At 59.7% G+C, this 21,390-nt stretch carries 22 protein-coding genes; 11 read left to right on the top strand and 11 right to left on the bottom strand.

Going from position 1 to position 21,390, the window contains the following annotated elements:
- Nucleotides 1–34: 34 nt before the first annotated feature.
- Complete coding sequence (locus HGP31_RS01695) at nucleotides 35–490, top strand: YiiD C-terminal domain-containing protein (protein WP_020795771.1); 456 nt, start codon at nucleotides 35–37, stop codon at nucleotides 488–490.
- Between the two features lie 84 nt (nucleotides 491–574).
- Here the strand turns inward: HGP31_RS01695 and cysQ are convergent, their stop codons facing one another.
- Nucleotides 575–1,402, bottom strand: a complete 828-nt coding sequence (cysQ, locus tag HGP31_RS01690) for a 3'(2'),5'-bisphosphate nucleotidase CysQ (RefSeq protein ID WP_020795772.1) — start codon at nucleotides 1,400–1,402, stop codon at nucleotides 575–577.
- Nucleotides 1,399–1,965 carry an ADP compounds hydrolase NudE gene (nudE, locus tag HGP31_RS01685; RefSeq protein ID WP_020795773.1) on the bottom strand — a complete coding sequence of 189 codons (567 nt, stop codon included), beginning with the start codon at nucleotides 1,963–1,965 and terminating at the stop codon, nucleotides 1,399–1,401. Before nudE ends, cysQ begins: the two co-directional genes overlap by 4 nt.
- Before the next feature lie 90 nt (nucleotides 1,966–2,055).
- Here nudE and yrfG point away from each other — a divergent pair, with 90 nt between their 5' ends.
- Nucleotides 2,056–2,718, top strand: a complete 663-nt coding sequence (gene yrfG / locus HGP31_RS01680) for a GMP/IMP nucleotidase (protein WP_168757079.1) — start codon at nucleotides 2,056–2,058, stop codon at nucleotides 2,716–2,718.
- A 100-nt stretch (nucleotides 2,719–2,818) separates the two neighbouring features.
- Here yrfG and lysM read toward each other — a convergent pair whose 3' ends face one another.
- On the bottom strand, nucleotides 2,819–3,268 hold the full coding sequence (gene lysM, locus HGP31_RS01675; protein WP_020795775.1) for a peptidoglycan-binding protein LysM: 450 nt from the start codon (nucleotides 3,266–3,268) through the stop codon (nucleotides 2,819–2,821).
- Between the two features lie 129 nt (nucleotides 3,269–3,397).
- On the opposite strand from lysM, the gene HGP31_RS01670 reads away from it, so the two are divergent.
- The 4 genes from HGP31_RS01670 to HGP31_RS01655 all read left to right on the top strand — a co-directional run bounded on the left by HGP31_RS01670 (nucleotide 3,398) and on the right by HGP31_RS01655 (nucleotide 8,287).
- Nucleotides 3,398–4,285 (top strand): LysR family transcriptional regulator, encoded by an 888-nt coding sequence (locus tag HGP31_RS01670; RefSeq protein ID WP_168757078.1) that lies wholly within the window; start codon nucleotides 3,398–3,400, stop codon nucleotides 4,283–4,285.
- A gap of 92 nt (nucleotides 4,286–4,377) precedes the next feature.
- Nucleotides 4,378–5,217, top strand: coding sequence for a formate dehydrogenase accessory sulfurtransferase FdhD (fdhD, locus tag HGP31_RS01665; RefSeq protein ID WP_033044278.1), 840 nt, complete (start codon nucleotides 4,378–4,380; stop codon nucleotides 5,215–5,217).
- Nucleotides 5,214–7,562, top strand: coding sequence for an FdhF/YdeP family oxidoreductase (locus HGP31_RS01660; RefSeq protein WP_168757077.1), 2,349 nt, complete (start codon nucleotides 5,214–5,216; stop codon nucleotides 7,560–7,562). The genes fdhD and HGP31_RS01660 overlap by 4 nt, the downstream gene beginning before the upstream one ends.
- Nucleotides 7,563–7,795: 233 nt before the next feature.
- Entirely contained in the window at nucleotides 7,796–8,287 is a 492-nt protein-coding gene (locus HGP31_RS01655) for a glycine zipper domain-containing protein (protein WP_020795780.1), read from the top strand.
- 64 nt (nucleotides 8,288–8,351) lie between these two features.
- On the opposite strand, the gene HGP31_RS01650 is transcribed toward HGP31_RS01655, so the two are convergent.
- From HGP31_RS01650 to HGP31_RS01640, 3 genes are all read right to left on the bottom strand, one after another.
- Nucleotides 8,352–8,771, bottom strand: coding sequence for an acyl-CoA thioesterase (locus HGP31_RS01650; protein WP_020795781.1), 420 nt, complete (start codon nucleotides 8,769–8,771; stop codon nucleotides 8,352–8,354).
- Between the two features lie 172 nt (nucleotides 8,772–8,943).
- A complete protein-coding gene (locus HGP31_RS01645) occupies nucleotides 8,944–10,170 on the bottom strand; it encodes a 3-hydroxyacyl-CoA dehydrogenase (protein WP_033038757.1) in 1,227 nt (408 codons plus the stop codon).
- Nucleotides 10,171–10,293: 123 nt separating this feature from the next.
- A complete protein-coding gene (locus HGP31_RS01640; protein ID WP_168757076.1) occupies nucleotides 10,294–12,222 on the bottom strand; it encodes a RecQ family ATP-dependent DNA helicase in 1,929 nt (642 codons plus the stop codon).
- Between the two features lie 383 nt (nucleotides 12,223–12,605).
- Between HGP31_RS01640 and HGP31_RS01635 the strand changes: the two genes are divergently transcribed.
- The 3 genes from HGP31_RS01635 (at nucleotide 12,606) to HGP31_RS01625 (ending at nucleotide 14,247) form a co-directional block, all read left to right on the top strand.
- Complete coding sequence (locus tag HGP31_RS01635; protein WP_168757075.1) at nucleotides 12,606–12,899, top strand: hypothetical protein; 294 nt, start codon at nucleotides 12,606–12,608, stop codon at nucleotides 12,897–12,899.
- Nucleotides 12,900–12,995: 96 nt separating this feature from the next.
- Entirely contained in the window at nucleotides 12,996–13,349 is a 354-nt protein-coding gene (locus HGP31_RS01630) for a DUF1493 family protein (RefSeq protein ID WP_020795785.1), read from the top strand.
- A gap of 43 nt (nucleotides 13,350–13,392) precedes the next feature.
- Nucleotides 13,393–14,247, top strand: a complete 855-nt coding sequence (locus HGP31_RS01625) for a DMT family transporter (RefSeq protein WP_033038759.1) — start codon at nucleotides 13,393–13,395, stop codon at nucleotides 14,245–14,247.
- Between the two features lie 61 nt (nucleotides 14,248–14,308).
- On the opposite strand, the gene HGP31_RS01620 is transcribed toward HGP31_RS01625, so the two are convergent.
- The 3 genes from HGP31_RS01620 to HGP31_RS01610 form a co-directional block, all read right to left on the bottom strand.
- Nucleotides 14,309–15,850 (bottom strand): phosphoenolpyruvate carboxykinase, encoded by a 1,542-nt coding sequence (locus HGP31_RS01620; protein ID WP_020795787.1) that lies wholly within the window; start codon nucleotides 15,848–15,850, stop codon nucleotides 14,309–14,311.
- Between the two features lie 179 nt (nucleotides 15,851–16,029).
- A complete protein-coding gene (gene hslO / locus HGP31_RS01615) occupies nucleotides 16,030–16,932 on the bottom strand; it encodes an Hsp33 family molecular chaperone HslO (protein WP_020795789.1) in 903 nt (300 codons plus the stop codon).
- Nucleotides 16,933–17,144: 212 nt separating this feature from the next.
- Nucleotides 17,145–17,549 carry an RNA-binding S4 domain-containing protein gene (locus tag HGP31_RS01610; RefSeq protein WP_020795790.1) on the bottom strand — a complete coding sequence of 135 codons (405 nt, stop codon included), beginning with the start codon at nucleotides 17,547–17,549 and terminating at the stop codon, nucleotides 17,145–17,147.
- A 216-nt stretch (nucleotides 17,550–17,765) separates the two neighbouring features.
- Between HGP31_RS01610 and rimB the strand changes: the two genes are divergently transcribed.
- Both rimB and rimK read left to right on the top strand, forming a co-directional pair.
- Nucleotides 17,766–18,245, top strand: a complete 480-nt coding sequence (rimB, locus tag HGP31_RS01605; protein WP_008057587.1) for a retropepsin-like aspartic endopeptidase RimB — start codon at nucleotides 17,766–17,768, stop codon at nucleotides 18,243–18,245.
- Nucleotides 18,242–19,147, top strand: a complete 906-nt coding sequence (gene rimK, locus HGP31_RS01600; RefSeq protein WP_020795792.1) for a 30S ribosomal protein S6--L-glutamate ligase — start codon at nucleotides 18,242–18,244, stop codon at nucleotides 19,145–19,147. Before rimB ends, rimK begins: the two co-directional genes overlap by 4 nt.
- A gap of 40 nt (nucleotides 19,148–19,187) precedes the next feature.
- Here rimK and HGP31_RS01595 read toward each other — a convergent pair whose 3' ends face one another.
- Nucleotides 19,188–20,501 (bottom strand): ATP-binding protein, encoded by a 1,314-nt coding sequence (locus tag HGP31_RS01595; protein WP_168757074.1) that lies wholly within the window; start codon nucleotides 20,499–20,501, stop codon nucleotides 19,188–19,190.
- A 128-nt stretch (nucleotides 20,502–20,629) separates the two neighbouring features.
- On the bottom strand, nucleotides 20,630–21,370 hold the full coding sequence (ompR, locus tag HGP31_RS01590) for an osmolarity response regulator transcription factor OmpR (protein ID WP_020795794.1): 741 nt from the start codon (nucleotides 21,368–21,370) through the stop codon (nucleotides 20,630–20,632).
- Nucleotides 21,371–21,390 lie beyond the last annotated feature (20 nt).

Here is a 21,390-nt window from a genome sequence, read left to right as displayed (position 1 = left end):
GCCCACTTATCCACTGCAAACAAGAGGCCCCTGAATGAGCCGCGACAGTCGTCAACTGGAATCCGTCCTCCATCACGACATTCCCCTCACCCGGGACATGGGCCTGAAGGTGCTCGACTGGCACGATCAACAACTGCGCCTGTACTTGCCGCTGGACGCTAACGTCAATCACAAGAGCACCATGTTCGGCGGCAGCCTGTATTGTGGCGCGGTACTGGCCGGTTGGGGCTGGCTGCATTTGCGCCTCAAAGAAGAAGGGATAACCGACGGACACATCGTTATTCAGGAAGGGCAGATCCACTACCCGCTGCCGGTGACAGGGGATGCACATGCCATTTGCCAGGCGCCGGGTGCGCAGGTGTGGAAGAAATTCCTGGCGATGTATCAGCGATACGGACGGGCGCGGCTGGTCCTGCACACGCGGGTGGTGAACGCGGGTAGCGATGAGGATGCGGTGAAGTTTGTCGGGCAATACGTGTTGCACCGGTAAATCAAAAGATCGCAGCCTGCGGCAGCTCCTACAGGGGTTATGTGTATACCCGTAGGAGCTGCCGCAGGCTGCGATCTTTTGATTTTAATCTCGAGCCAGCGCCAACAGTTTCTCCCGCCATGCAGCCTTGGCCGGCAGTGCGAGGAAAAATTCGTTCAGCAGCGATTCCCGCGCCGGATAGCAGAACGGTGCGCCATTGAGATCCAGCACCTCGCCACCCGCCCCTTCCAGCACGCCTTGCGCCGCCGCCGTGTCCCACTGCGAAGTCGGCGCCAGCCGCGGATAACAATCCGCCGCCCCCTCGGCCAACAGGCAGAATTTCAGGGAGCTGCCGATACTGGCCAGTTCCAGTTCACCCAGGCTGGCGCTCAATCCGGCCAGCAAGCGTTCCTGCTGTGGACTGGAATGGCGACGGCTGGCCACCACGGTGAACGATTGGCCGGGGCCCGGTACATCACGCACCGAAATCGCCACGGGCGTACCCCCCTGATCGCAACGCCACGCGCCGAAACCGGCACCACCGACATAGACACGCCCGTTAGTCGGCATCGACACCACGCCGAATACCACGCGCCCCTGCTCGATCAACGCGATGTTGACGGTGAACTCTTCGCTGCCGCTGATGAATTCCTTGGTCCCGTCCAACGGATCGACCAACCACCAGCGCTGCCAACTGGCGCGAACACTCTGCGGGATGTTGGCGTCTTCTTCGGACAACACCGGAATACTCGGATCAAGCGCCGTCAGCCCGGCCAGAATCAGATGATGAGCAGCCATGTCTGCGGCAGTCACGGGTGAATCGTCAGTCTTGGCAGTCACGGCCGTGCCGACGCGCCAGAACGGCAAGATCGCCTCGCCGGCCTTCAATGCCAGCTCGACCACCGGCGCCATCAACGGATGGGGAAAATTCATGGCTGGAACACCCCGCGCTGGGTCAGCAGGTCACGGGCCAGGTACAACGCCGCCAAGGCACGGCCTTCGGTGAACTTCGGGTTCTGCGCCAGGGCCGACAATTCGCGCAGGTTGATCTTGTCCACGCCCATCGGCTCCGGCTCGTCACCTTCCAGGCGCTCTTCGTACAGGTCAGTGGCCAACACCACCTGGATTTTCTGGCTCATGTAACCAGGTGACAACGACAGCTCGGTCAGATGTTCCAACTGTCGCGCCCCATAACCTGCCTCTTCCTTGAGCTCGCGCTCGGCTGCCGCCAAAACGTCCTCGCCTGGCTCGATCAAGCCTTTAGGCAGGGATAATTCGTATGCATCGGTACCGCCGCAGTACTCTTCGACCAATACGGCATGGTCGGCATCGAGCATCGCCACGATCATCACGGCACCATAGCCTGCGCCCTTGCCGACCAATCGCTCATAGGTGCGCTCCACGCCATTGGAAAAACGCAGCTTCAGCTCCTCGACGCAGAACAAACGGCTGGTGGCGACAATCTCGCGGGCGAGGATGGTGGGTTTCTGGCGCATGAGCGGCTCCTGGGCGATAGCGGGTTACTATACCCGGCCTATCCTGATTGTTGTCCCCGGATACCTTTTTTTACCGTTGGAGAAGTTTTTATGTCCCTGCTGCCCTGGCACGACATCGATACCGTTCTGCTGGACATGGACGGCACGCTGCTGGACCTGCACTTCGACAACCATTTCTGGCTGGAGCACTTGCCCCAGCGTTATGCCGAACTGCACGGGGTGAGCCGGGCAATGGCCGAACTGGAACTGCAGCCGTTATTTGAACGCAATGCCGGTCAGCTGCAGTGGTACTGCCTGGATTTCTGGAGTACCGAACTGAAACTACCCGTGCGCGAGCTGAAACTGGAAACGGCTCATCTGATCGCCTTGCGCCCGGATGCGGACACCTTCCTGGCGGCGATCAAGCGTGCAGGCAAGCGTGTGGTGCTGATCACCAATGCGCATCGCGATTCGCTGTCATTGAAGCTGGAAAGAATCGAGCTGGCGCCGTATTTCGAGCGTTTGATCAGCTCCCACGATTACGGTTTCCCCAAGGAAAACCCGCAGTTCTGGGATGCCTTGCAGGCCGACATCGACTTCGACCCGGCGCGCAGCCTGTTTATCGACGACACACTGCCGATCCTGCGCAGTGCCCGGGAGTTCGGCGTGGCGCATTTGTTGGCGGTGAAAGAGCCGGATAGCCGCAAAGGGCCCAAGGACACGGCGGAGTTTGCGGCGGTCGAGGACTATCGGGATTTGATAACCGGCCTTTGATTTCCTGTAGGAGCTGCCGCAGGCTGCGATCTTTTGATTTTGTTTTTAAAGATCAAAGTCAAAAGATCGCAGCCTTCGGCAGCTCCTACAGGGCCTCACATTATTCAGGAATCCGCAGCGATTGCCCCGGATAGATCTTGTTCACATCCTTGAGCATCGGTTTGTTGGCTTCGAAGATTTTGTTGTACAGGTTGGCATTGCCGTACACGCGCAGGGAAATGGCGCTCAAGGTGTCGCCCTTCTCGACCACGACAAACTTCGCGGCCACAACCACTGGACCGGTCACGGTGATCTGGTCTTCAACACCGCTGACACCCGCCACGTTGCCCAGCGTCAGGAGAATTTTTTCCTTCTCTTCCTGCGTCTTCGCTTCGCCGCTGGCGATGACCTTATCGCCCTCGACCTTCACCTGAATCTTGGAAGTATCGATCCCCGTCAACGCACTCTGCACATGCTTGGTCAATGCCTCGCTATTGGCTTCAGCCTTGTCCGGCGTCAACGCGTCGAGGATTTTTTCACCGGCTTCTTTGAGAAAACTGAACAGGCTCATCGTTTCGCTCTCCTTGGGTTTCGGGTTCCAGACGTAAAAGCCTAGACCACGGCAGCCGTTTGCCAATCCAAACCGACCAATGACGCCGCTTGCGCTAGAATCGACCCCTTCCCGCACCCTGGAGCGAAGATGGACATCAAGCAGCTGAAATTCCTCATCGCTCTGGATGAAACCCGCCATTTCGGCCAGGCCGCCGCACGCTGCCATATTACCCAGCCGACCCTGTCCATGCGTCTGCGCAGCCTCGAGGAGGAACTCGATCTGCCGCTGGTCAATCGCGGCCAGCGCTTTGAAGGCTTTACTGCACCTGGCGAGAGGGTGCTGGCTTGGGCGCGCACCGTCTTGGCCGCCTATGACGGCTTGTACGCCGAGGCGGCGGCCTGTCGCGGCAATCTGGTCGGCACCTTGCGCCTGGGCGTGGTGCCGCTGTCGAGTTTCGATCCGTTGCCGCTGATGCAGCGCCTGCACGCAGAACACCCGAACCTGCGCTTTGAACTCTCGGCACTGAGCTCCGAGCAGATCCTCGAACAGTTGGCAAACAATCGCCTGGACCTCGGTGTGTCCTACCTCGAACGCCTGGATGCCGAGCGCTTCGACTCGTTCGGCTTCAGTGAAACCCGCATGGGCCTGCTCTACGATCAGCGCTTCTTTACCTTTGGCGAAGCACCGCTGAGCTGGGAATCGTTGATCGAATTGCCGCTGGGCATGCTCACCAGCGGCATGCACTTTCGCCAATCCATCGACCACAACTTCCATAGCCGCGGCCTCAACCCACAGCCTTTGTTGCAAACCGATGCCGTCCATCAACTGTTACAAGCGGTGCATGGCGGCTTGTGCTGCGCGGTGATGCCGTTGGACGGTGGACTGGAAGGGCTGACCGAGCATTTGCGCCTGCAACCGATTGAAAACGCCCAAACCCTCGGCCGGCTGGGCCTGATCATGCGCCGCAGCGCGCCACGTTCGGCCTTGGCTGAAGCTTGTTTCGCGGTTTATCAACAATCATTGATCGGCGCTTGATCGACAGCATCTATCGGCAGATCAGTAATAGCGATTAGACGTGGCAAGTTGCCGCGCCTAGTCTTAAAGCTGATCAATCCCTCGGTGATGCCATGAACGCCAAGCGCCCAGCCTGCGCGGCGCCTGCCCTTGAAACGCCTGCGCCCGCCGCCAGCCACACCTACAGCTACAGCAACCTTGAGCACACGGAGTCAGCCAGCACCGCGCTGGCCGAGGAAGTCGCGCTGGCGATTGCCTTTAACGGTATCAGCCAGGCGGTGATGCTGGTGACGCCCACCGACCTTGAAGATTTCATCGTCGGCTTCAGCCTGGGCAGCGGCATTATCCAGGACGCCTCGGATATCTATGACCTGCAACTCAGCGGCTCGGGCTCAGCGCAGTACGCGCAGGTGACCATCGCCAATCGCGCGTTCTGGAACCTCAAGCAACAGCGTCGGCAGCTGGCCGGTACCAGCGGTTGCGGCCTTTGCGGTGTTGAAGCGGTGGAGCAGGCATTGCCCGAGCTCGAAGTATTGCCCGGCGCGCCCCTGCCACCGGCTGAATGGCTGGAGGGCCTGCGCCAGCGCATCGGCGCGTTCCAGCCGCTTGGCCAACACTGCGGGGCGGTGCACGCGGCCGTGTTCATGAACGACCAAGGCCAACTGTTGCTGGGTCGCGAAGATATCGGCCGGCACAACGCGCTGGATAAATTGATCGGCGGCTTGGTCCGCCAAAACATTTCGACGGCTGGCGGACTGGCGATTGTCACCAGTCGATGCAGCCTCGAATTGATCCAGAAAGTCTTGCGCGCCGGCATCCAGACGCTGGTCAGCCTATCGTCGCCCACCGGGCTCGCCGTGCAATGGGCCCGTCGCCACAACCTCAATCTCATTCATCTGCCACAAAAGAATGCGCCGCGGGTCTACAGCCCAGCGTTGGAGAACCAAGCGTGAGTCAACACCGTCAAGCCGACCAGACACCCGTTCCTCGATACAAGCCATACAAAGGCGCCGCCGGAGGCTGGGGCGCACTGATCAGTGTCGCCCAGGCCTGGTTGACCAGCGACAACGCGCTGAAAAACCTGCGCATGATGCTCAAGACCAACAAGAACGGCGGCTTCGACTGCCCCGGTTGCGCCTGGGGCGATTCCAATGAAGGCGGCATGGTGATGTTCTGCGAGAACGGCGCCAAGGCGGTGAACTGGGAAGCGACCAAGCGCCGCGTCGATGCCAAGTTTTTCGCCAGGCACAGCGTCACGTCGTTGCTCGAACAAAGCGACTACTGGCTTGAGTATCAGGGTCGGCTGACCGAGCCGATGAGCTATGACGCAGAGACCGACCGCTACAAGCCGATCAGTTGGGACGCCGCCTTTGCGCTGATCGCCAAACATCTGAACGGCTTGTCGAGCCCGAATCAGGCCGAGTTCTACACCTCGGGCCGGGCCAGTAACGAAGCAGCCTTTTTGTACCAGCTGTTCGTGCGCGCCTACGGCACCAACAACTTCCCTGATTGTTCGAACATGTGCCACGAGGCTAGCGGCGTGGCATTGGCGCAAAGTGTCGGCGTCGGCAAAGGCACCGTCACCTTCGACGATTTCGAACACGCCGATGCCATTTTCGTCTGGGGCCAGAACCCCGGCACCAACCATCCACGGATGCTCGAACCGTTGCGAGAGGCAGTGAAACGCGGCGCCCAGGTGGTATGCATCAACCCGCTTAAAGAGCGCGGCCTGGAACGCTTCCAGCACCCGCAACACGCGATTGAAATGCTTACCAACGGCGACAAACCGACCAATACCGCGTTCTTCCGACCGGCATTGGGCGGCGACATGGCGATCATGCGTGGCATGGCCAAATTCCTGCTGCAATGGGAGCGCGACGCACAGAAAGCGGGCGAGCCTGCGGTGTTCGATCACGCCTTCCTCAATGAACACAGTGTCAATGTCCTGGACTACCTGGCCACCATCGACGACACCCCATGGCAACAGATCGTCGAGCAATCCGGCCTGCCTCTGGTGGAAATCGAGCAAGCGGCGCGCATGTACGCCAAGGGCAAGAACGTCATCATGTGCTGGGCCATGGGGATCACCCAGCATCGCCATTCGGTAGCGACCATCCAGGAAATCGCCAACCTGATGTTGCTGCGCGGCAACATCGGTCGGCCGGGCGCCGGCCTGTGCCCGGTGCGTGGCCACAGCAACGTGCAGGGCGACCGGACCATGGGCATCAACGAACGGCCACCCACGGCGTTCCTCGATGCCCTTGAACGACGCTTCCAGTTCAAGGTGCCGCGCGAAAACGGCCACAACGTGGTCGAGGCGATTCATGCCATGGCCGAAGGTCGGGCCAAGGTTTTCATCGGCCTGGGCGGCAACTTCGCCCAAGCCACTCCGGACAGCCCGCGCACCTTCCAGGCCCTGCGTAACTGCGACCTGACCGTGCAGATCAGCACCAAGCTCAACCGCAGCCACCTGACTCACGGTAAAGACGCCCTGATCCTGCCGTGCCTGGGCCGGACCGATATCGACCGGCAAACCCAAGGTCCTCAAGCGGTGACCGTCGAAGACTCGTTCAGCATGGTCCACGCCTCCAATGGCCAGCTGGAGCCGCTCTCGCAGCAGATGCGTTCGGAGCCAGCGATCCTGGCAGGCATCGCGGCAGCCACGCTGGGCAACCAGCCAGTGGACTGGAACTGGCTGGTGGCAGACTACAGCCGCATCCGCGACTTGATTGCCGATACCATTCCCGGCTTCAAGGACTTCAACGAGAGAGTCAAGAACCCGGGCGGGTTCTACCTGGGCAACAGCGCCGGTGCGCGCAAGTGGAACACTGCATCAGGCCGGGCCAATTTCCGCCCAAATGCGTTGCCCAAGGACCTGGTGCATGAGCGCACCCGTGCTACCGGTGTGTTGCCGGACCTGATCATGCAATCGATGCGCTCCCACGATCAGTACAACACCACGATCTATGGCCTCAATGACCGTTATCGCGGAGTGAAGGGGCAGCGTGACGTGCTGTTTGTCAACGAAGCCGACATCATTCGCCTGGGCTTCAAGCCGGGGCAGAAGGCCGATATCGTTTCAATCTGGGATGACGGACTTGAGCGCCGGGTGAAAGGCTTCACGCTGCTGTCATTTGATATTCCAGCGGGGCAAGCGGCGGCGTACTATCCGGAAGTGAACCCGCTGGTGCCGTTGGAAAGCACCGGGGATGGCAGCCATACACCGACATCCAAGTTCGTGGCGATCCGGCTGGAAGCGGCGAGTGAGACCGGATTGATCATGGCAAAGTCTGCTTAAAGCAAAATCAAAAGATCGCCGGCAAAACAATTTCCAAACGCCCACAAAAAAGGCCGTTTCCTCATGAAAACGGCCTATCCGAAGTAATAAAAGACCGGCGAAAAACCATTAAGTTCCGCCCAAAAAACAGTAACTTATAGAAATGTGCTGAAGTCGTGTTACTCGTCGGATTTCGATTGTCACACCCCTTACACAGCCTCAGGATCGCGTCGTCATCCCCTTGAGGTTCCTCCATGAAGTTCTCCTCGATTCTCTTGTTGTCCCTTGGCCTGGTCAGTGGCATGGCCTCCGCTGGCGGCACCACCGAAGCAGGTGTGGGCGGCGCATTGGGCGGGGTTTTGGGCTCAGTCGTCGGCCAATCGCTTGGCGGCAGTACAGGTTCCACTATCGGCGCGGCCCTGGGTGGCGCGGGTGGTAGCGCAGTTGGCGCAGACAAACGCAGCCGTGGCGAAGCGGCCATTGGCGGTGCGTTGGGCGCAGCAGGCGGTAACGTGGTCGGTCGCAGCATGGGCGGCACCACGGGCAGCCTGATCGGCTCCGCAGCAGGCGGCGGCGCCGGTGGCGCGCTGGGCAACTACATGGGCAACAAGGCCGATGATGATGACGACGATGATCGTCGCTACCGTGGTCATGATGATCGTCGTTACTACCGTGACGGCCACCCAGGTCGCGGTCATGCCTATGGCCATCGCAAGCATCACAAGTACTACCGCCATCGTCACTGATCCCGAAAGGGTTCACTGACAGATAAAAATCGCAGCCCGAGGGCTGCGATTTTTTTTGCCTGGTTTAAACCACCAGACACTCCAATGCGTTGCGCAACCCGGCCGGAATCGCCACCGGCTGATTCGATGCCCGGTCGACAAACACATGCACGAAGCGCCCGGCTGCGCAGGCCTCGTCTTCCCCTTGCTTGAACACTGCCAACTCGTACTGCACCGAGCTGTTGCCCAACTTGCCGACCCGCAAGCCGACCTCGATCCGGTCCGGGAAGGCGATGGAAGCAAAGTAGTCGCAGGCTGAACTCACCACGAAACCCACTACCTCGCCATCGTGTATATCCAGGCCACCGACTTCGATCAGGTAGGTGTTCACCGCCGTGTCGAAAAAACTGTAGTAGGTGACGTTGTTGACGTGACCATAGGCATCGTTGTCGTGCCAGCGTGTGGTGATGGGTTGGAAGTGTGGATAGTCGCAGCGTTGGGGCATTGGTGTGGATTCCTGAGTGTGTTCGCCAGTCTAAGGTGAAACCGCGTTATCGTTCTTCGCGAGCAGGCTCGCTCCCACAGGGATCTTAGTCGTACATAAAATTTGGGTTCACTGAAGATCAACTGTGGGAGCGAGCCTGCTCGCGATGGCGCCCTCGCAGGCACCCCATCAATCACTTGTCCGCAAACCCTCTACCTGCCGCCGCCAACTCACCAATCAACCGCGCCGGGCGCCAGTGATCACCCTGGCGGGTCTCAAGCGCCAGCAGGCGTTGATGAATGTCCGCCAACCCTTGCTGATCCGCCCAGGCCATTGGACCACCCTTGTCCGCCGGGAATCCGTATCCGTTGAGGTACACCAGATCGATGTCGTGAGCCGATCCGGCGATGCCCTCCTGAAGGATCTTCGCACCCTCGTTGACCAATGCCAGCAAGCAGCGCTCCAGGATTTCCTCCGGGCTGATTTCACGGCGATGGAAACCCAGCCCTTCGCTGACTTCCAACACCAATGCATCGACTAGCGGGTCGTGCTCAGCCTGGCGACTGCCCGGCTCGTAGTGGTAGTAGCCGTCGCCGCTCTTCTGACCGAAACGGCCCTGCTCGCACAGACGGTTATCCACCTGTACCTCTGGTGCATCCTGCCCCACACCGGACAGTTGCCGGGCGCGCCATTGCAGGTCGACGCCAACCACATCGAACATACGGAATGGTCCCATGGCGAAGCCAAAGCCTTGCAGCGCCGCATCGACCTGATAGGGATAAGCGCCCTCAAGCAGCATTTTGCGGGCTTCCAGCACGTAGGTGTTAAGCATGCGATTGCCAATAAAGCCGTCGCAATTGCCCGACACCACGCTGACCTTGCCCATGCGCTTGCCCAGCGCCAGCGCAGCATCGATGACCGCCGGTGCAGTCTGGGCACCACGGACGATTTCCAGCAGTTTCATGATGTGGGCCGGGCTGAAGAAGTGCAGGCCCAGGACCTGTTGTGGTCGGCCAGTCACCGCGGCGATGGCGTCGATGTCCAGTGCCGACGTGTTACTCGCCAGAATGGCTTGAGGTTTGAGCAAGCCATCCAGTTCACGGAAGATGGATTGCTTGAGTTCGAGATTTTCGTAGACGGCTTCGATGACCAAGTCGACGTCACGGATAGCCGCATAATCAGCGGCCGCCGTGACCCGAGCGATGCGGGCATCGGCCTCGACCTGGTCGATGCGTTCCTGTCGAACACTATGGGCATAGGTGTCCGACACAGTGACCAGTGCCTGTTCAAGCATCTGCGGATTGTTATCGACCCATTGTACCGCTACCCCGGCGTTGGCCAGGCACATGACAATGCCGCGGCCCATGGTGCCCGCGCCGATGACGGCTGCGCGCTGAATATTGAACGGTGTCTGGCTCATGATTATTCTCTTGTTGGCGATCCGAAGACAGCCCTCACCATAGTCAGCCGCCGCGCCTTTTTGAAATTTATTCCTGTGATGAGCGACATTCAGCGGATGGATGCCGCTCCGCCAGACACCGATTTAGAGGTGTGCCTGCGCCCACTCACGAACCTCGGCATACGGATAATCCTCCAACGCCGCACATCCCGAAATCGTCCGCACCTTGAGCTTGGTAAACAGCGGCACGCTGATCCCGCACAAGAACCGTGTCACGCGCTCAGCCGACGGCGCCTTCCCTGTGTGTTGTTCATGCCTGTGGATAAAATCAGCACACAGTGCCTCGAAGTTTTTATCCACAAGCGCCGGTAACGCCGGCGGTGCAGGCAGCCGCACCACCTGCCCGTGGCAAACCGAACAGTGCCCGCACTGGCGGGGCACATTTTCGTCGCCGAAATACTCGGCCAGGCGATAGCCCAGACAGCGATCGGTAGCGAACAGGTCCAGCATGGCGTGAATCCGCGCAATCTCGGTCTGTTCATGCCGAGTGAAACCGGCGTGCAGCTCTTCACTCAACACGGCACTGTCGAAATCGGTTTGCAACAGGCTGTAGACCTCGGTCATCTGCTTGCTTTCAAGCTCGACCCAGCCCTTTTCCTGGAAATAATCCAGGGCCTTCACCACCCGACTGCGCTCGGCCCGGTGCTGTTCATACAACGCATCGAAATTTACCGTGGCCCAGGTACGTGCACGGGTGGACGTCTGGATGATCGCCGCGACGAAATCCCTGCGCTCGCCCTCGAAGCGAGCCAGCAATGCCTCAGGCTCCTGCAGATATTTGAAGCGGTATTCGGCGTAGTAGGCATAACGCGGGGCGATCAAGCCACGAAGCTCCAGTTGAACCAGCAAGGTCTTGAGCGGTAGCTGGCGAATGTTGCTTTGGTCCCCCAGAGGCCCCAGGAGAAACTCCCACTGCCCCTCGGGTGCGGCGACCTGCATCTCGTCGAGCACGTAGCGGATACCGTCCTGTTCGGGCGTGTCGCCATAGACGAAGTTTTCCAGCACGTTGAGGCTGTCGCGATTGGCCAGTACCAGGCAGTCAGATGGCTGCCCGTCACGCCCCGCACGGCCGATTTCCTGGCTGTAGTTTTCGATGGACTTGGGCAGGTCGAAATGCACCACGTTACGGATGTCGCTCTTGTCGATGCCCATGCCGAAGGCGATGGTGGCGACGATGCAATTGGACTGCCCGCCCATGAAGCGCTTCTGGATGCCTTCGCGCTGCTCATGAGGCAAACCGGCGTGATAGGCCTCAGCTTGAATGCCATTGCGCAGCAGGTGTTCAGCAATGTGCTCGGCGGTTTTCTGTTGGGTGACGTAGACAATGCTCGGTTGGCCGGGTCGCTGGCTCATCCATTCCACAAGGCGCATGCGCTTATCCTGGCTGCGAACCGGCTCCACCCACAGATTGAGGTTCGACCGATAAAAGCCAGTGGTCACTACATCCGCAGGTTCGATGGCGAATTTCGCCTGCATGTCGGCGATCACTTTCGGGGTCGCCGTGGCGGTCAGCAACAACACCTGGGGGATGTTGAACTGGCGCTGATAGTCCGGAAGCTTGAGGTAGTCCGGGCGAAAGTTGTGCCCCCATTCCGAGATGCAATGCGCCTCGTCCACTACCAGCAGCGAGATCGGCACCTGCTGCAGGAAATTACGAAAACGCTCGTTCTTCAAGCGCTCCACGGAGACCATAAGGATTTTCAGTTCGCCGGACTTGGCACGGGCCATGACATCGCTGGCGTCGTCGCGACTCTGGGCCGAATCGATACTGCCCGCGGCAATGCCGTGGCGTTGCAGGAACGCCAACTGATCCTGCATCAACGCCAGCAATGGCGAGACCACCAGCGTCAGGTGCGGCAACAGAACCGCCGACAACTGATAGCAAAGGGACTTGCCCGAACCGGTGGGGAAAATCGCCGCCGCCGAGCGCCCCGCCAACACCGCGCTGACCACTGCCTCCTGGCCGGGCCGAAACTGTGGATAACCGAAAACCTGTTCCAGGGTGTTGTGCATAAGCTGTCACTCCGTTGACTGCTGCGATGAGCAAAGCCTAGCCGGCGATCGCAGCGAGTCGAGAAAAGGTCGGGGGCAAAAACGATACGGGATGATACAGCGTGTTGATGTCGAAAAATCCTACAGCTTCTGTTGCCCTCCCTACCGAGACTCACCCAACAACGCCGGACACTCCTGTAGGCATTTTTACCTCTAATCGTTTCGCGCACGAAAACCAGCGCCAACGTAGTCCCATCCTCAAAAAACGGTAAATACCCTACAAAACCTGTCCATCAACGCCGTCTTGTCGCATGGCCACGCACCCTCCTATAGTTTTCGGCGCGGCTGAAAAAGTGTCTCGGCCTGCCGGGCACACTTGCCGATTTCGCACAGGACCCACTTTGATGAACACCACAGATCCACTGGCTGACCGCTATCACCTGCTCAAGTCCAGTAACAGTGAAACCCCAGTGCTGGTGATCGACACCGAGGCCGACCCCCTGGAAATCCTCGACGCCGCCCGCCAACGCATCCGTGCCGCCAGCGACCTGCTGGAAACCCTGTATTGCCTGTGCTTCAAACAAGCCGACGCCAGCGACATTCCGAACATCGTCAATGCGTTGTATCTGCTGACCCAGGATGGCAACGACCTGCTCGACATCGCCCGGCAACGCCTGCTCAAAACCACCGCTTCCTGAAGTGAACGGGTTCTGCGGGATGAGCGTCGGTTTCAATCCTTCCACTCCAGTCCAACGACCCATAAGATCTGTTCAAGCCCACCCGGACACCCAGCAATGAACCTCGCCCCCAACCTCCCCGACGACCCCACCCTTCACCTACTCATCCAGCTACTGCACGAAGAACTCGGCCTCCCCGAACGCAAAACGATCAGCCTCACCACCTCGATTAACTTCGACCTCGGCTGCAACGGTGCCGATGCACAACACTTGATCGAAACCCTTGAAGAGCACTTCGCCATCGATTTCGTCGACTACGACAGCTATCGCTACTTTCACCCCGAGGGCTACGATGTCTTTCTCAAGCGTAAGGCCAAGGGTCGCGGCAAGAAGGAACCATTGACCATCGGCATGCTCTACCGAGCGATCAAGGATCAACGCTGGGACACCCGGGAGCTCGAAGGCCTGTAGCGTCCGCGGCGCATAACAATAAGGAAATTGCGTGGACGTATTGATGGGCTTGCTAGCCGCCTTGCTGTGGGGCGGTACGGATTTTCTGGTGGGCTTGAACGCCCGAGCGGTTGGCGTCAAACGTGCCGTGTATTTCGGTCAGGCGCTGGGATTTACGATCATGAGCCTGCTGCTGATCGTCTTCCCCGTATTCATTCTCCGGTCCATGGCCGCACCGCTTGATGTCTGGCTGATCGGCGTCGCTGCCGCTGTGCTGACCGTGTCTGGTGCGTTGGCCTTGTCCAAGGCCTTCGCCCTGGGTAAAGCTTCCATCGTCGCCCCGCTGGTGACCTCCTACGGCGTAGTGACCACGTTGCTGTCCTGGGCTGGCGGTGAGCAGATCAGCCTGCTGCAGTTACTGTGCATCGCCCTCTGCGTCATTGGCGTGGTCCTCTCCAGCATGCATTCCGACCCGAAGGTGCCACACAGCACGCAGGCGAGCAGTTCCATTGCCTATGCGCTGCTGGCGGCGGTGTTCTACGGCACCAGTTTCTGGCTGCAGGGACGTTTTGTCCTGCCAGTACTCGGACCGGTGACGATGCTCTGGCTCGCGTATCTTGTCGGGCTGATCGTGCTGGTAGGCATCGTGCTCAGAATCGACGACGGCCTGAAATTCCCGCCGCTTAAAAATTGCCTGACACTGACCGGTGCCAGCCTGATGAACCTCGGCGGGTTTTCATCATTTGCCTGGGGCGCTGTGGCAGGCTCGGTTTCAGTGGTGACGGTGATCAGTACATTGTCTGGCGGGATTGCGGCGATCCTGGGGTATGTTTTTTTCAAGGAGCGCCTCGGTAAGTTGCAGGTGTCAGGGGTTGTGCTGGTGTTGGTGGGGGCGTTTGTCCTGCATCTGAAAACCTGAAACGCCGCGCAAAAAAAAAGCCGCCCCGAAGGGCGGCTTTTTCATGGCTTCAATCCAGCGCTTACAACTTAGGACCGGCAGCCTTGATCGCGTCGCTCACTTCAAACTTCTTGAAGTTCTCGATGAACAGGCCGGCCAGTGCTTTGGCGGCTTCGTCGTAGGCGGCTTTATCGGCCCAGGTGTTACGTGGGTTCAGCAGGCCAGTCTCAACGCCCGGTACGGCCACTGGCACGTCGAGGTTGATGGTGTCCAGGTGCTCGGTCTCGGCACCGATCAGCGCGCCGCTCTGGATCGCTGCGATCACCGCGCGAGTGGTCGGGATGTTGAAGCGTTTGCCGACGCCATAGCCACCGCCGGTCCAACCGGTGTTGACCAGGTAGACCTTGGAGCCGAAGCCGCGGATGCGCTTGATCAGCAGCTCTGCGTATTCGCCAGCCGGACGCGGGAAGAACGGTGCGCCGAAGCAGGTGGAGAAGGTCGACTTGATGCCGCTGCCCGAACCCATTTCAGTCGAGCCCACCAGCGCGGTGTAGCCGGACAGGAAGTGGTAGGCCGCTTGTTCTTCGTTGAGGATCGACACTGGCGGCAGAACGCCGGTCAGGTCGCAGGTCAGGAAGATCACTGCGTTTGGCTCGCCACCGAGGTTCTTCTCGGAACGCTTGGCAACGTGCTCCAGCGGGTAGGCGGCGCGGCTGTTCTGGGTCAGGCTGACATCGGCGTAGTCGGCGTGCTTGGCGTCGTCGATCACGACGTTTTCCAGGACTGCACCGTGCTTGATGGCTTTCCAGATAACCGGCTCGTTCTTCTCGGACAGGTCGATGCACTTGGCATAGCAACCGCCTTCGATGTTGAACACCACGCCCTCGCCCCAGCCGTGCTCGTCGTCACCGATCAGGTAACGGCTTTCGTCGGCGGACAGGGTGGTCTTGCCGGTACCCGACAGACCGAAGAACAGGGTCACGTCGCCTTCTTCGCCGATGTTGGCGGCGCAGTGCATTGGCAGTACGTCGGCAGCCGGCAGCAGGAAGTTCTGCACCGAGAACATGGCTTTCTTCATTTCACCGGCATAACGCATGCCAGCGATCAGCACTTTCTTCTGCGCGAAGTTGATGATCACGCAACCGTCGGAGTTGGTGCCGTCACGCTCTGGAACGCATTCGAAGTTGGCAACGTTGAGCACTTGCCATTCTTCACGGCCAGCCGGGTTGTACTGTGCCGGGTTGATGAACAGGCAACGGCCGAACAGGTTCTGCCAAGCGGTCTGGGTGGTCATCTTCACGGCCAGGTAGTGCTCGGAAGCGGCACCTACATGCACGTGGGAAACAAAGTGCTCTTGCGCGTTGTTGAACGCCTCGACGCGGTTCCACAAGGCATCGAACTTGTCAGCCGGGAACTTGCGGTTGATCGGGCCCCAGGCGATGGCGCCCGTGGTGGTTGGCTCATCAACGATGAAACGATCGACTGGCGAACGGCCGGTACGGTGACCGGTACGTACAACCAGTGCGCCGGTATCGGCAAGCTCGCCTTCACCGCGGTTGAGGGCTTCTTTGACCAGATCATCAACACTCAGATCGGTGTACACGGCGTTATTGGCTTGCGTCATGAGGTTCCCCGTCGGCCAGTGGCCGAGTGCTCCAAACGTTTTGTAGTAGAAAGTCGTGCACTACTACCGCGAAAAAAGTGGGCCGGATTATGCCAGAAAAGCCCAAAAAAAGTAGGGCCCTCCCGTCGTAACGGCGCTATTGCGGTACTTTCCAGTGAATTTACCTGCGCTGAACCGTTTTAGTGCCGGGTATCTGACGGCGTCTCAACACCCGCACCAGCGAACAATTGAGTGACATCGGCGGCATCGAACAGGTACTGCTGGTTGCAGAACTGGCAATCGATCTCGATATTACCGCCGTGCTCGAGCACCAGGTTTTGCGCATCTTCCATACCCAGACTGACCAGCGCATTGGCTGAACGTTCGCGCGAGCAGCTGCAACGGAAGCGCAGTTTCTGCACATCGAACAGACGAACCTGCTCTTCGTGATAGAGACGATGGAGCACGGTTTCGTTGTCCAGGCCCAGCAATTCATCGGCTGTCAGCGTGGTGGCCAGCGCGGTGAGGTGCTGCCAGCTGGCAGCACGTTCTTCCTCGTCTTTCAGGCGATCGGCGGGCAACTGCTGCAGCAACAGGCCACGGGCGCGGCGGCCATCGGCACAGAGCTTGATGCGAGTGCCAATCTGCTGAGACATGACGAAGTAGTTGGTGAAGCAGTCGGACAAGGTTTCGCCGTCCAGATCGACGACGCCCTGATAGCGCTGGCCCTGCTGCGGGTCGATGGTCAATGTCAGCGAGCCATCCGGCATCAGGTCGGCCAGGGTGGCATTGGGGGCAATCCGGTCAGCCTCGTAACGGGCCAGGCCACGGATGTCGCGCTCGCTGGAGCACTCGATCATCAGCAATGGAATCGGGCCTTCGGAGCGGGCCTGAAGGATCAGCAGGCCATCGAACTTCAAGGTGCCGACCAGCAACGCCGCAGCCGCCATCAGTTCGCCGAGCAGTTGCGCAACCGGCTCCGGATAGGCGTGTTTGGCCAGGACTTCAGCGTAGCTGAGTTCCAGCGAAACCATCTCGCCACGGGTGTCGCTGTCATCGAAGATGAAGCGTTGGGTGAAGTCGTTATCCGGTAAGTCGGTCATAAGTCTGGTATCTGAATGGGTGACAAAAATGGTTACAGACGAGGTTACGCCTTGGCTATAGCGTATGGCTGCCGGGTTGTGGCCTTGAGACCGGTGGCTGTGCGCGCTTTACGACGAATGGCACATGCTCGGCAGACTAATTACCTCATATGGCTACGCACAGGCGCAATTACAAGTCCTGGCCCGACTGGCGCGATCGGTGGCCGGGGCAATCATTCGTTGCTGCTGCCACGAAACTTGAACAGATCCCGCCGCTGTTTCTTGCTCGGTTTGCCATCGGTGCTCACGCCCAGGACGCCTGCCTTGCGCTCGGCCGCGGCATTCTCGCGCTTGGCGATGCTGGCTTCGGTTTCGGCGTACAACGTCTGTGCTTCAGGTGCACCACGGCGCACGATCGAAAGCGCCTGGACCACCACCGTGCGCTCCTCGAAACCGGTGCGAATCACAAATTCATCGCCAATGCGCGGCTCTTTACCCGGTTTGCAGCGCTCACCCCGGCAGTGCACTTTGCCGCTTTCAATCGCCGCCTTGGCCAAGGCACGGGTTTTGTAAAAACGCGCCGCCCATAACCATTTATCCAGCCGGACTTTGTCATCCTCGTCGTTTTTTTGTGCCATGGGATTTCCTCGTCCTGAAATATTGATGAACTGTACTACCGTTTCTCTCGTACCAAGAATTACGCCGTCTCGGATTACAATGCAGACATTCCAGAACCTCCCCGTGAGGCTGGAAATCCGGGCCGTAGATATCTGTCGCCTTTTAACCATTATTCTGCGTGAATACCGCGAATTCGGCCGCTTGCGGCCTGAGCGGTTTCTACCGGTTGAGCAACTTTGAAGACATTTGACCATTTGACCGTTGTCGGTCTGCGCGAGTGGGTGGCGCTCCCGGATTTGGGAGTCGCGGGCCTTCGGGCAAAAATCGACACCGGTGCCAGCACCTCCAGCCTGCATGCCACCGACATCGAGACGTTCGACCGTGACGGCGAGCAGTGGGTGCGCTTCACCGCGCACCTGGGCACGGTGGTGCAGCTGCGTCACCGCCGCTGCGAAGCACCGCTGGTGACGAGAAAAACCATTAAAAGCTCCAACGGTCATGCGCAGGTGCGATACGTGATCAGCACCACCCTGGCCCTCGGCGATCGGGTCTGGCGGGTAGAGTTCACGCTCGCCTGCCGCAAATCCATGCGCTATCGCTTGCTGCTCGGTTCCAAAGCCCTGATTGATGGCCAGTTGGTAGTCAATCCCGGCATCAAATATGTACAAGACAAGCCGGTGTTCCCGGTATCTACCTCCTCCACAGGTGTTGCATGAAGATCGCTGTGCTGTCGCGGAACCCGCGTCTGTATTCCACCCGCCGCCTGGTCGAAGCCGGTACAGAACGCGGCCATGAAATGGTGGTGGTCGATACCCTGCGCGCCTACATGAACATTGCCAGTCACAAGCCGCAGATCCACTACCGCGGCAAGCCACTGGAAGGCTTCGACGCGGTGATCCCGCGAATCGGTGCTTCGGTCACGTTTTACGGCTGCGCGGTGTTGCGCCAGTTCGAAATGATGGGGGTTTTTCCACTCAACGAATCGGTGGCCATTGCTCGCTCGCGGGACAAGCTGCGCTCGCTGCAATTGCTGTCACGTCGGGGCATCGGATTGCCGGTCACCGGTTTTGCCCACTCGCCGGACGATATTCCCGACCTGATCGAAATGGTCAACGGTGCACCCTTGGTGATCAAGGTGCTGGAAGGCACCCAGGGTATCGGTGTGGTGCTGTGCGAAACCGCCACGGCGGCGGAGTCGGTGATCGAGGCATTCATGGGCCTCAAGCAGAACATCATGGTTCAGGAGTACATCAAGGAAGCTGGCGGCGCCGACATTCGCTGCTTCGTGGTGGGTGACAAAGTCATTGCAGCCATGAAACGCCAGGCCAAACCCGGGGAATTTCGTTCCAACCTGCATCGCGGTGGCAGCGCCAGCCTGATCAAGATCACCCCGGAAGAACGCATGACGGCATTACGCGCGGCGAAAGTGATGGGCCTGGCCGTGGCCGGGGTGGATATCCTGCGCTCCAATCACGGGCCACTGGTGATGGAGGTGAACTCGTCGCCAGGCCTGGAGGGGATCGAAACCACCACCAGCAAGAACGTGGCGGGGATCATCATCGAGCATCTGGAGAAGAACGGCGGGCCGAACATGACGCGGACCAAAGGCAAGGGTTAACACACCGATCGTTCCCACGTTCTGCGTGGGAACGATCGGGTTAGACGGCATCCCGCGGTAGCATCAGCCCCAACGGCAAGCGCACCCGCGCTTCCAGGCCGCCGCCGGAACGGTTGCGCAATTCAACATTGCCGCCATGCATCGAAGCAATTCGCTTCACAATTGCCAGGCCCAGGCCCGTGCCCTTGCCGCCCCGGGCGCGGTCGCCCCGGGTGAACGGGTTGAAAATCGCTTCCAGCTCCGATGGATCTATCCCGGCGCCACGGTCCATGACGCTCAGGACGACATAAGGCGCACTGGTATCCCCCGACACATACGCCGCCACCTCAACCCCACTGCCCGCGTGATTCAACGCGTTGCCAATCAGATTGTTCAACAGCCGCTTCATCGACACCCGACGCAACGGGAACGGTTGAATCGGCTCAAGACGCAAACGCACTTTTTCTTCGTTCTGGTTGTACGGCGCGGCGACTTCACGGACGAGATCGCTCAGGTCCACCTCCTCCACCGATTCATCACGCCCATCGCGAATGAACGCCAGGAACTGATCGAGAATGGCGTCCATGTCCTCGATATCGCGCACCATGGCGTCTGTCAGGTCGTTATGGTCACCCATCAGTTCCAGCGACAGGCGTAACCGGGTCAGCGGTGTGCGCAGGTCATGGGAAACCCCGGCCAGCATCAGTTCGCGCTCGCGACCGGCCTGCTCGACGTCTTCGGCCATCTGGTTGAAAGCGCGATAGACCTCGGTCATTTCACTGGGTGTATCACTGATCGGCAGGCGCACGCTGCGCCCCTGGCCGAGTTGCCGCGCGGCATACACAAGGCGCTTGAGGGGTTGGTTGAGCTGGCTGACGAAGATCCACGCCGAGGCCGTGGACAGCAGGCCGATGGCGAGAAACCAGCCGAGCACGTTCCAGATTTTCTGGCCACGCAACGGGTGTGGATACAGTGGCACTTTCAGCCAGCCATCGCCCAGGCTGGGCGCACGCACCCATAGCGCCGGAGGCGAGTGCATGCGCAAGCGCACCTCGGTGTCGGCCCCCAGTTCGTCTTGCATCTGCCGCTGGTAGATCCCGCTGTAAGGCCAGTGTTGCTCACCCTCCGGCACACCGGCGCCTACCACCCGGATCAGGGTTGCAGCCTCGGCAATCTTTTCGCGATTGTTTTCATCGGCGGCCCAGTAGGCGCGCAGCGTCAGGGCGACGCCATGGCTGTACTGGCGGTCCACCAGCACGTCTTCGTTCATCAGCAGATAAACCAAGGTCAGCGCCTTGGAAAACAGGACGACGATCAGCACCAGCCAAAGGGTGCGGGAGAAGAAACTCTGGGGAAACCAAACCGGGGTTTTCATGGGCAACCGTTAAACACGTGCAGGAGCGAGCGATGCTCGCACATTGCCGGTCGAGAGTCTGCGGGCAAGGCCATCAGGCCCTCTGCCCGCACAAACTCGCGCCTACAAATCGACGATCACTTCGCCAGTTACTTCGTGGCGGCGCCATCCGGAACGAATACGTAACCCACACCCCAGACGGTCTGGATGTAACGCGGCTTGGACGGATCGGGTTCGATCATCCGGCGCAGACGGGAAATTTGCACGTCAATGGAGCGCTCCAGGGCATCCCACTCACGACCACGGGCCAGGTTCATCAGCTTGTCCCGGGTCAATGGCTGGCGGGCGTTCATCACCAGCGCCTTGAGCACAGCGAACTCACCGGTAGTGAGCATGTGCACTTCTTCACCACGCTTGAGTTCGCGGGTGGCCAGGGACAGCTCGTAGTCACCGAAGGTCACGCTTTCGTCTTCGCTGCCTGGTGCGCCAGGCACCGGAGCCGACTGACGACGCAGGACAGCTTTTACGCGGGCCATCAGCTCGTCCGGGTTGAAAGGCTTGGCCAGGTAATCGTCGGCGCCCAGTTCCAGGCCCTTGATCCGGCTCAGCTCGTCGCCCTTGGCGGTCAGCATGATGATCGGGATCTGATTGTTCGCTCCACGCAAGCGGCGGCAAGCGGTCAGGCCGTCCTCCCCAGGCAGCATCAAGTCGAGGACGACCAGGTTGAACACTTCACGCGCCAGCAGGCGGTCCATTTGTTCGGTGTTCGGTACGGCGCGGGCACGGTAGCCCTTGCTGACGAAAAAACGCTCCAGCAGGCTGCTGAGGCCCGGATCGTCGTCAACAATAAGAATTTTTTCGCCTTCAGCAATGTTTGCAGTGCTGCTCATTGGATGCTCCTTTGATCTCG

The organism is Pseudomonas umsongensis, from assembly GCF_012647205.1.
Classification (GTDB): domain Bacteria; phylum Pseudomonadota; class Gammaproteobacteria; order Pseudomonadales; family Pseudomonadaceae; genus Aquipseudomonas; species Aquipseudomonas umsongensis.
Note: the sequence above shows the minus strand (reverse complement) of the source record. Positions and strands in the feature narration are given on the sequence as shown.

Coding starts and splice junctions, on each gene's coding strand:
- HGP31_RS01630 (WP_020795785.1), top strand. CDS start 12,996: ATGAACCTCGCCCCCAACCTCCCCGACGACCCCACCCTTCACCTACTC.
- HGP31_RS01620 (WP_020795787.1), bottom strand. CDS start 15,850: ATGACGCAAGCCAATAACGCCGTGTACACCGATCTGAGTGTTGATGAT.
- HGP31_RS01640 (WP_168757076.1), bottom strand. CDS start 12,222: ATGCACAACACCCTGGAACAGGTTTTCGGTTATCCACAGTTTCGGCCC.
- fdhD (WP_033044278.1), top strand. CDS start 4,378: ATGAACGCCAAGCGCCCAGCCTGCGCGGCGCCTGCCCTTGAAACGCCT.
- HGP31_RS01610 (WP_020795790.1), bottom strand. CDS start 17,549: ATGGCACAAAAAAACGACGAGGATGACAAAGTCCGGCTGGATAAATGG.
- HGP31_RS01625 (WP_033038759.1), top strand. CDS start 13,393: ATGGGCTTGCTAGCCGCCTTGCTGTGGGGCGGTACGGATTTTCTGGTG.
- lysM (WP_020795775.1), bottom strand. CDS start 3,268: ATGAGCCTGTTCAGTTTTCTCAAAGAAGCCGGTGAAAAAATCCTCGAC.
- ompR (WP_020795794.1), bottom strand. CDS start 21,370: ATGAGCAGCACTGCAAACATTGCTGAAGGCGAAAAAATTCTTATTGTT.
- hslO (WP_020795789.1), bottom strand. CDS start 16,932: ATGACCGACTTACCGGATAACGACTTCACCCAACGCTTCATCTTCGAT.
- yrfG (WP_168757079.1), top strand. CDS start 2,056: ATGTCCCTGCTGCCCTGGCACGACATCGATACCGTTCTGCTGGACATG.
- HGP31_RS01670 (WP_168757078.1), top strand. CDS start 3,398: ATGGACATCAAGCAGCTGAAATTCCTCATCGCTCTGGATGAAACCCGC.
- nudE (WP_020795773.1), bottom strand. CDS start 1,965: ATGCGCCAGAAACCCACCATCCTCGCCCGCGAGATTGTCGCCACCAGC.
- HGP31_RS01645 (WP_033038757.1), bottom strand. CDS start 10,170: ATGAGCCAGACACCGTTCAATATTCAGCGCGCAGCCGTCATCGGCGCG.
- HGP31_RS01650 (WP_020795781.1), bottom strand. CDS start 8,771: ATGCCCCAACGCTGCGACTATCCACACTTCCAACCCATCACCACACGC.
- HGP31_RS01595 (WP_168757074.1), bottom strand. CDS start 20,501: ATGAAAACCCCGGTTTGGTTTCCCCAGAGTTTCTTCTCCCGCACCCTT.
- HGP31_RS01655 (WP_020795780.1), top strand. CDS start 7,796: ATGAAGTTCTCCTCGATTCTCTTGTTGTCCCTTGGCCTGGTCAGTGGC.
- cysQ (WP_020795772.1), bottom strand. CDS start 1,402: ATGAATTTTCCCCATCCGTTGATGGCGCCGGTGGTCGAGCTGGCATTG.
- rimK (WP_020795792.1), top strand. CDS start 18,242: ATGAAGATCGCTGTGCTGTCGCGGAACCCGCGTCTGTATTCCACCCGC.
- HGP31_RS01695 (WP_020795771.1), top strand. CDS start 35: ATGAGCCGCGACAGTCGTCAACTGGAATCCGTCCTCCATCACGACATT.
- HGP31_RS01635 (WP_168757075.1), top strand. CDS start 12,606: ATGAACACCACAGATCCACTGGCTGACCGCTATCACCTGCTCAAGTCC.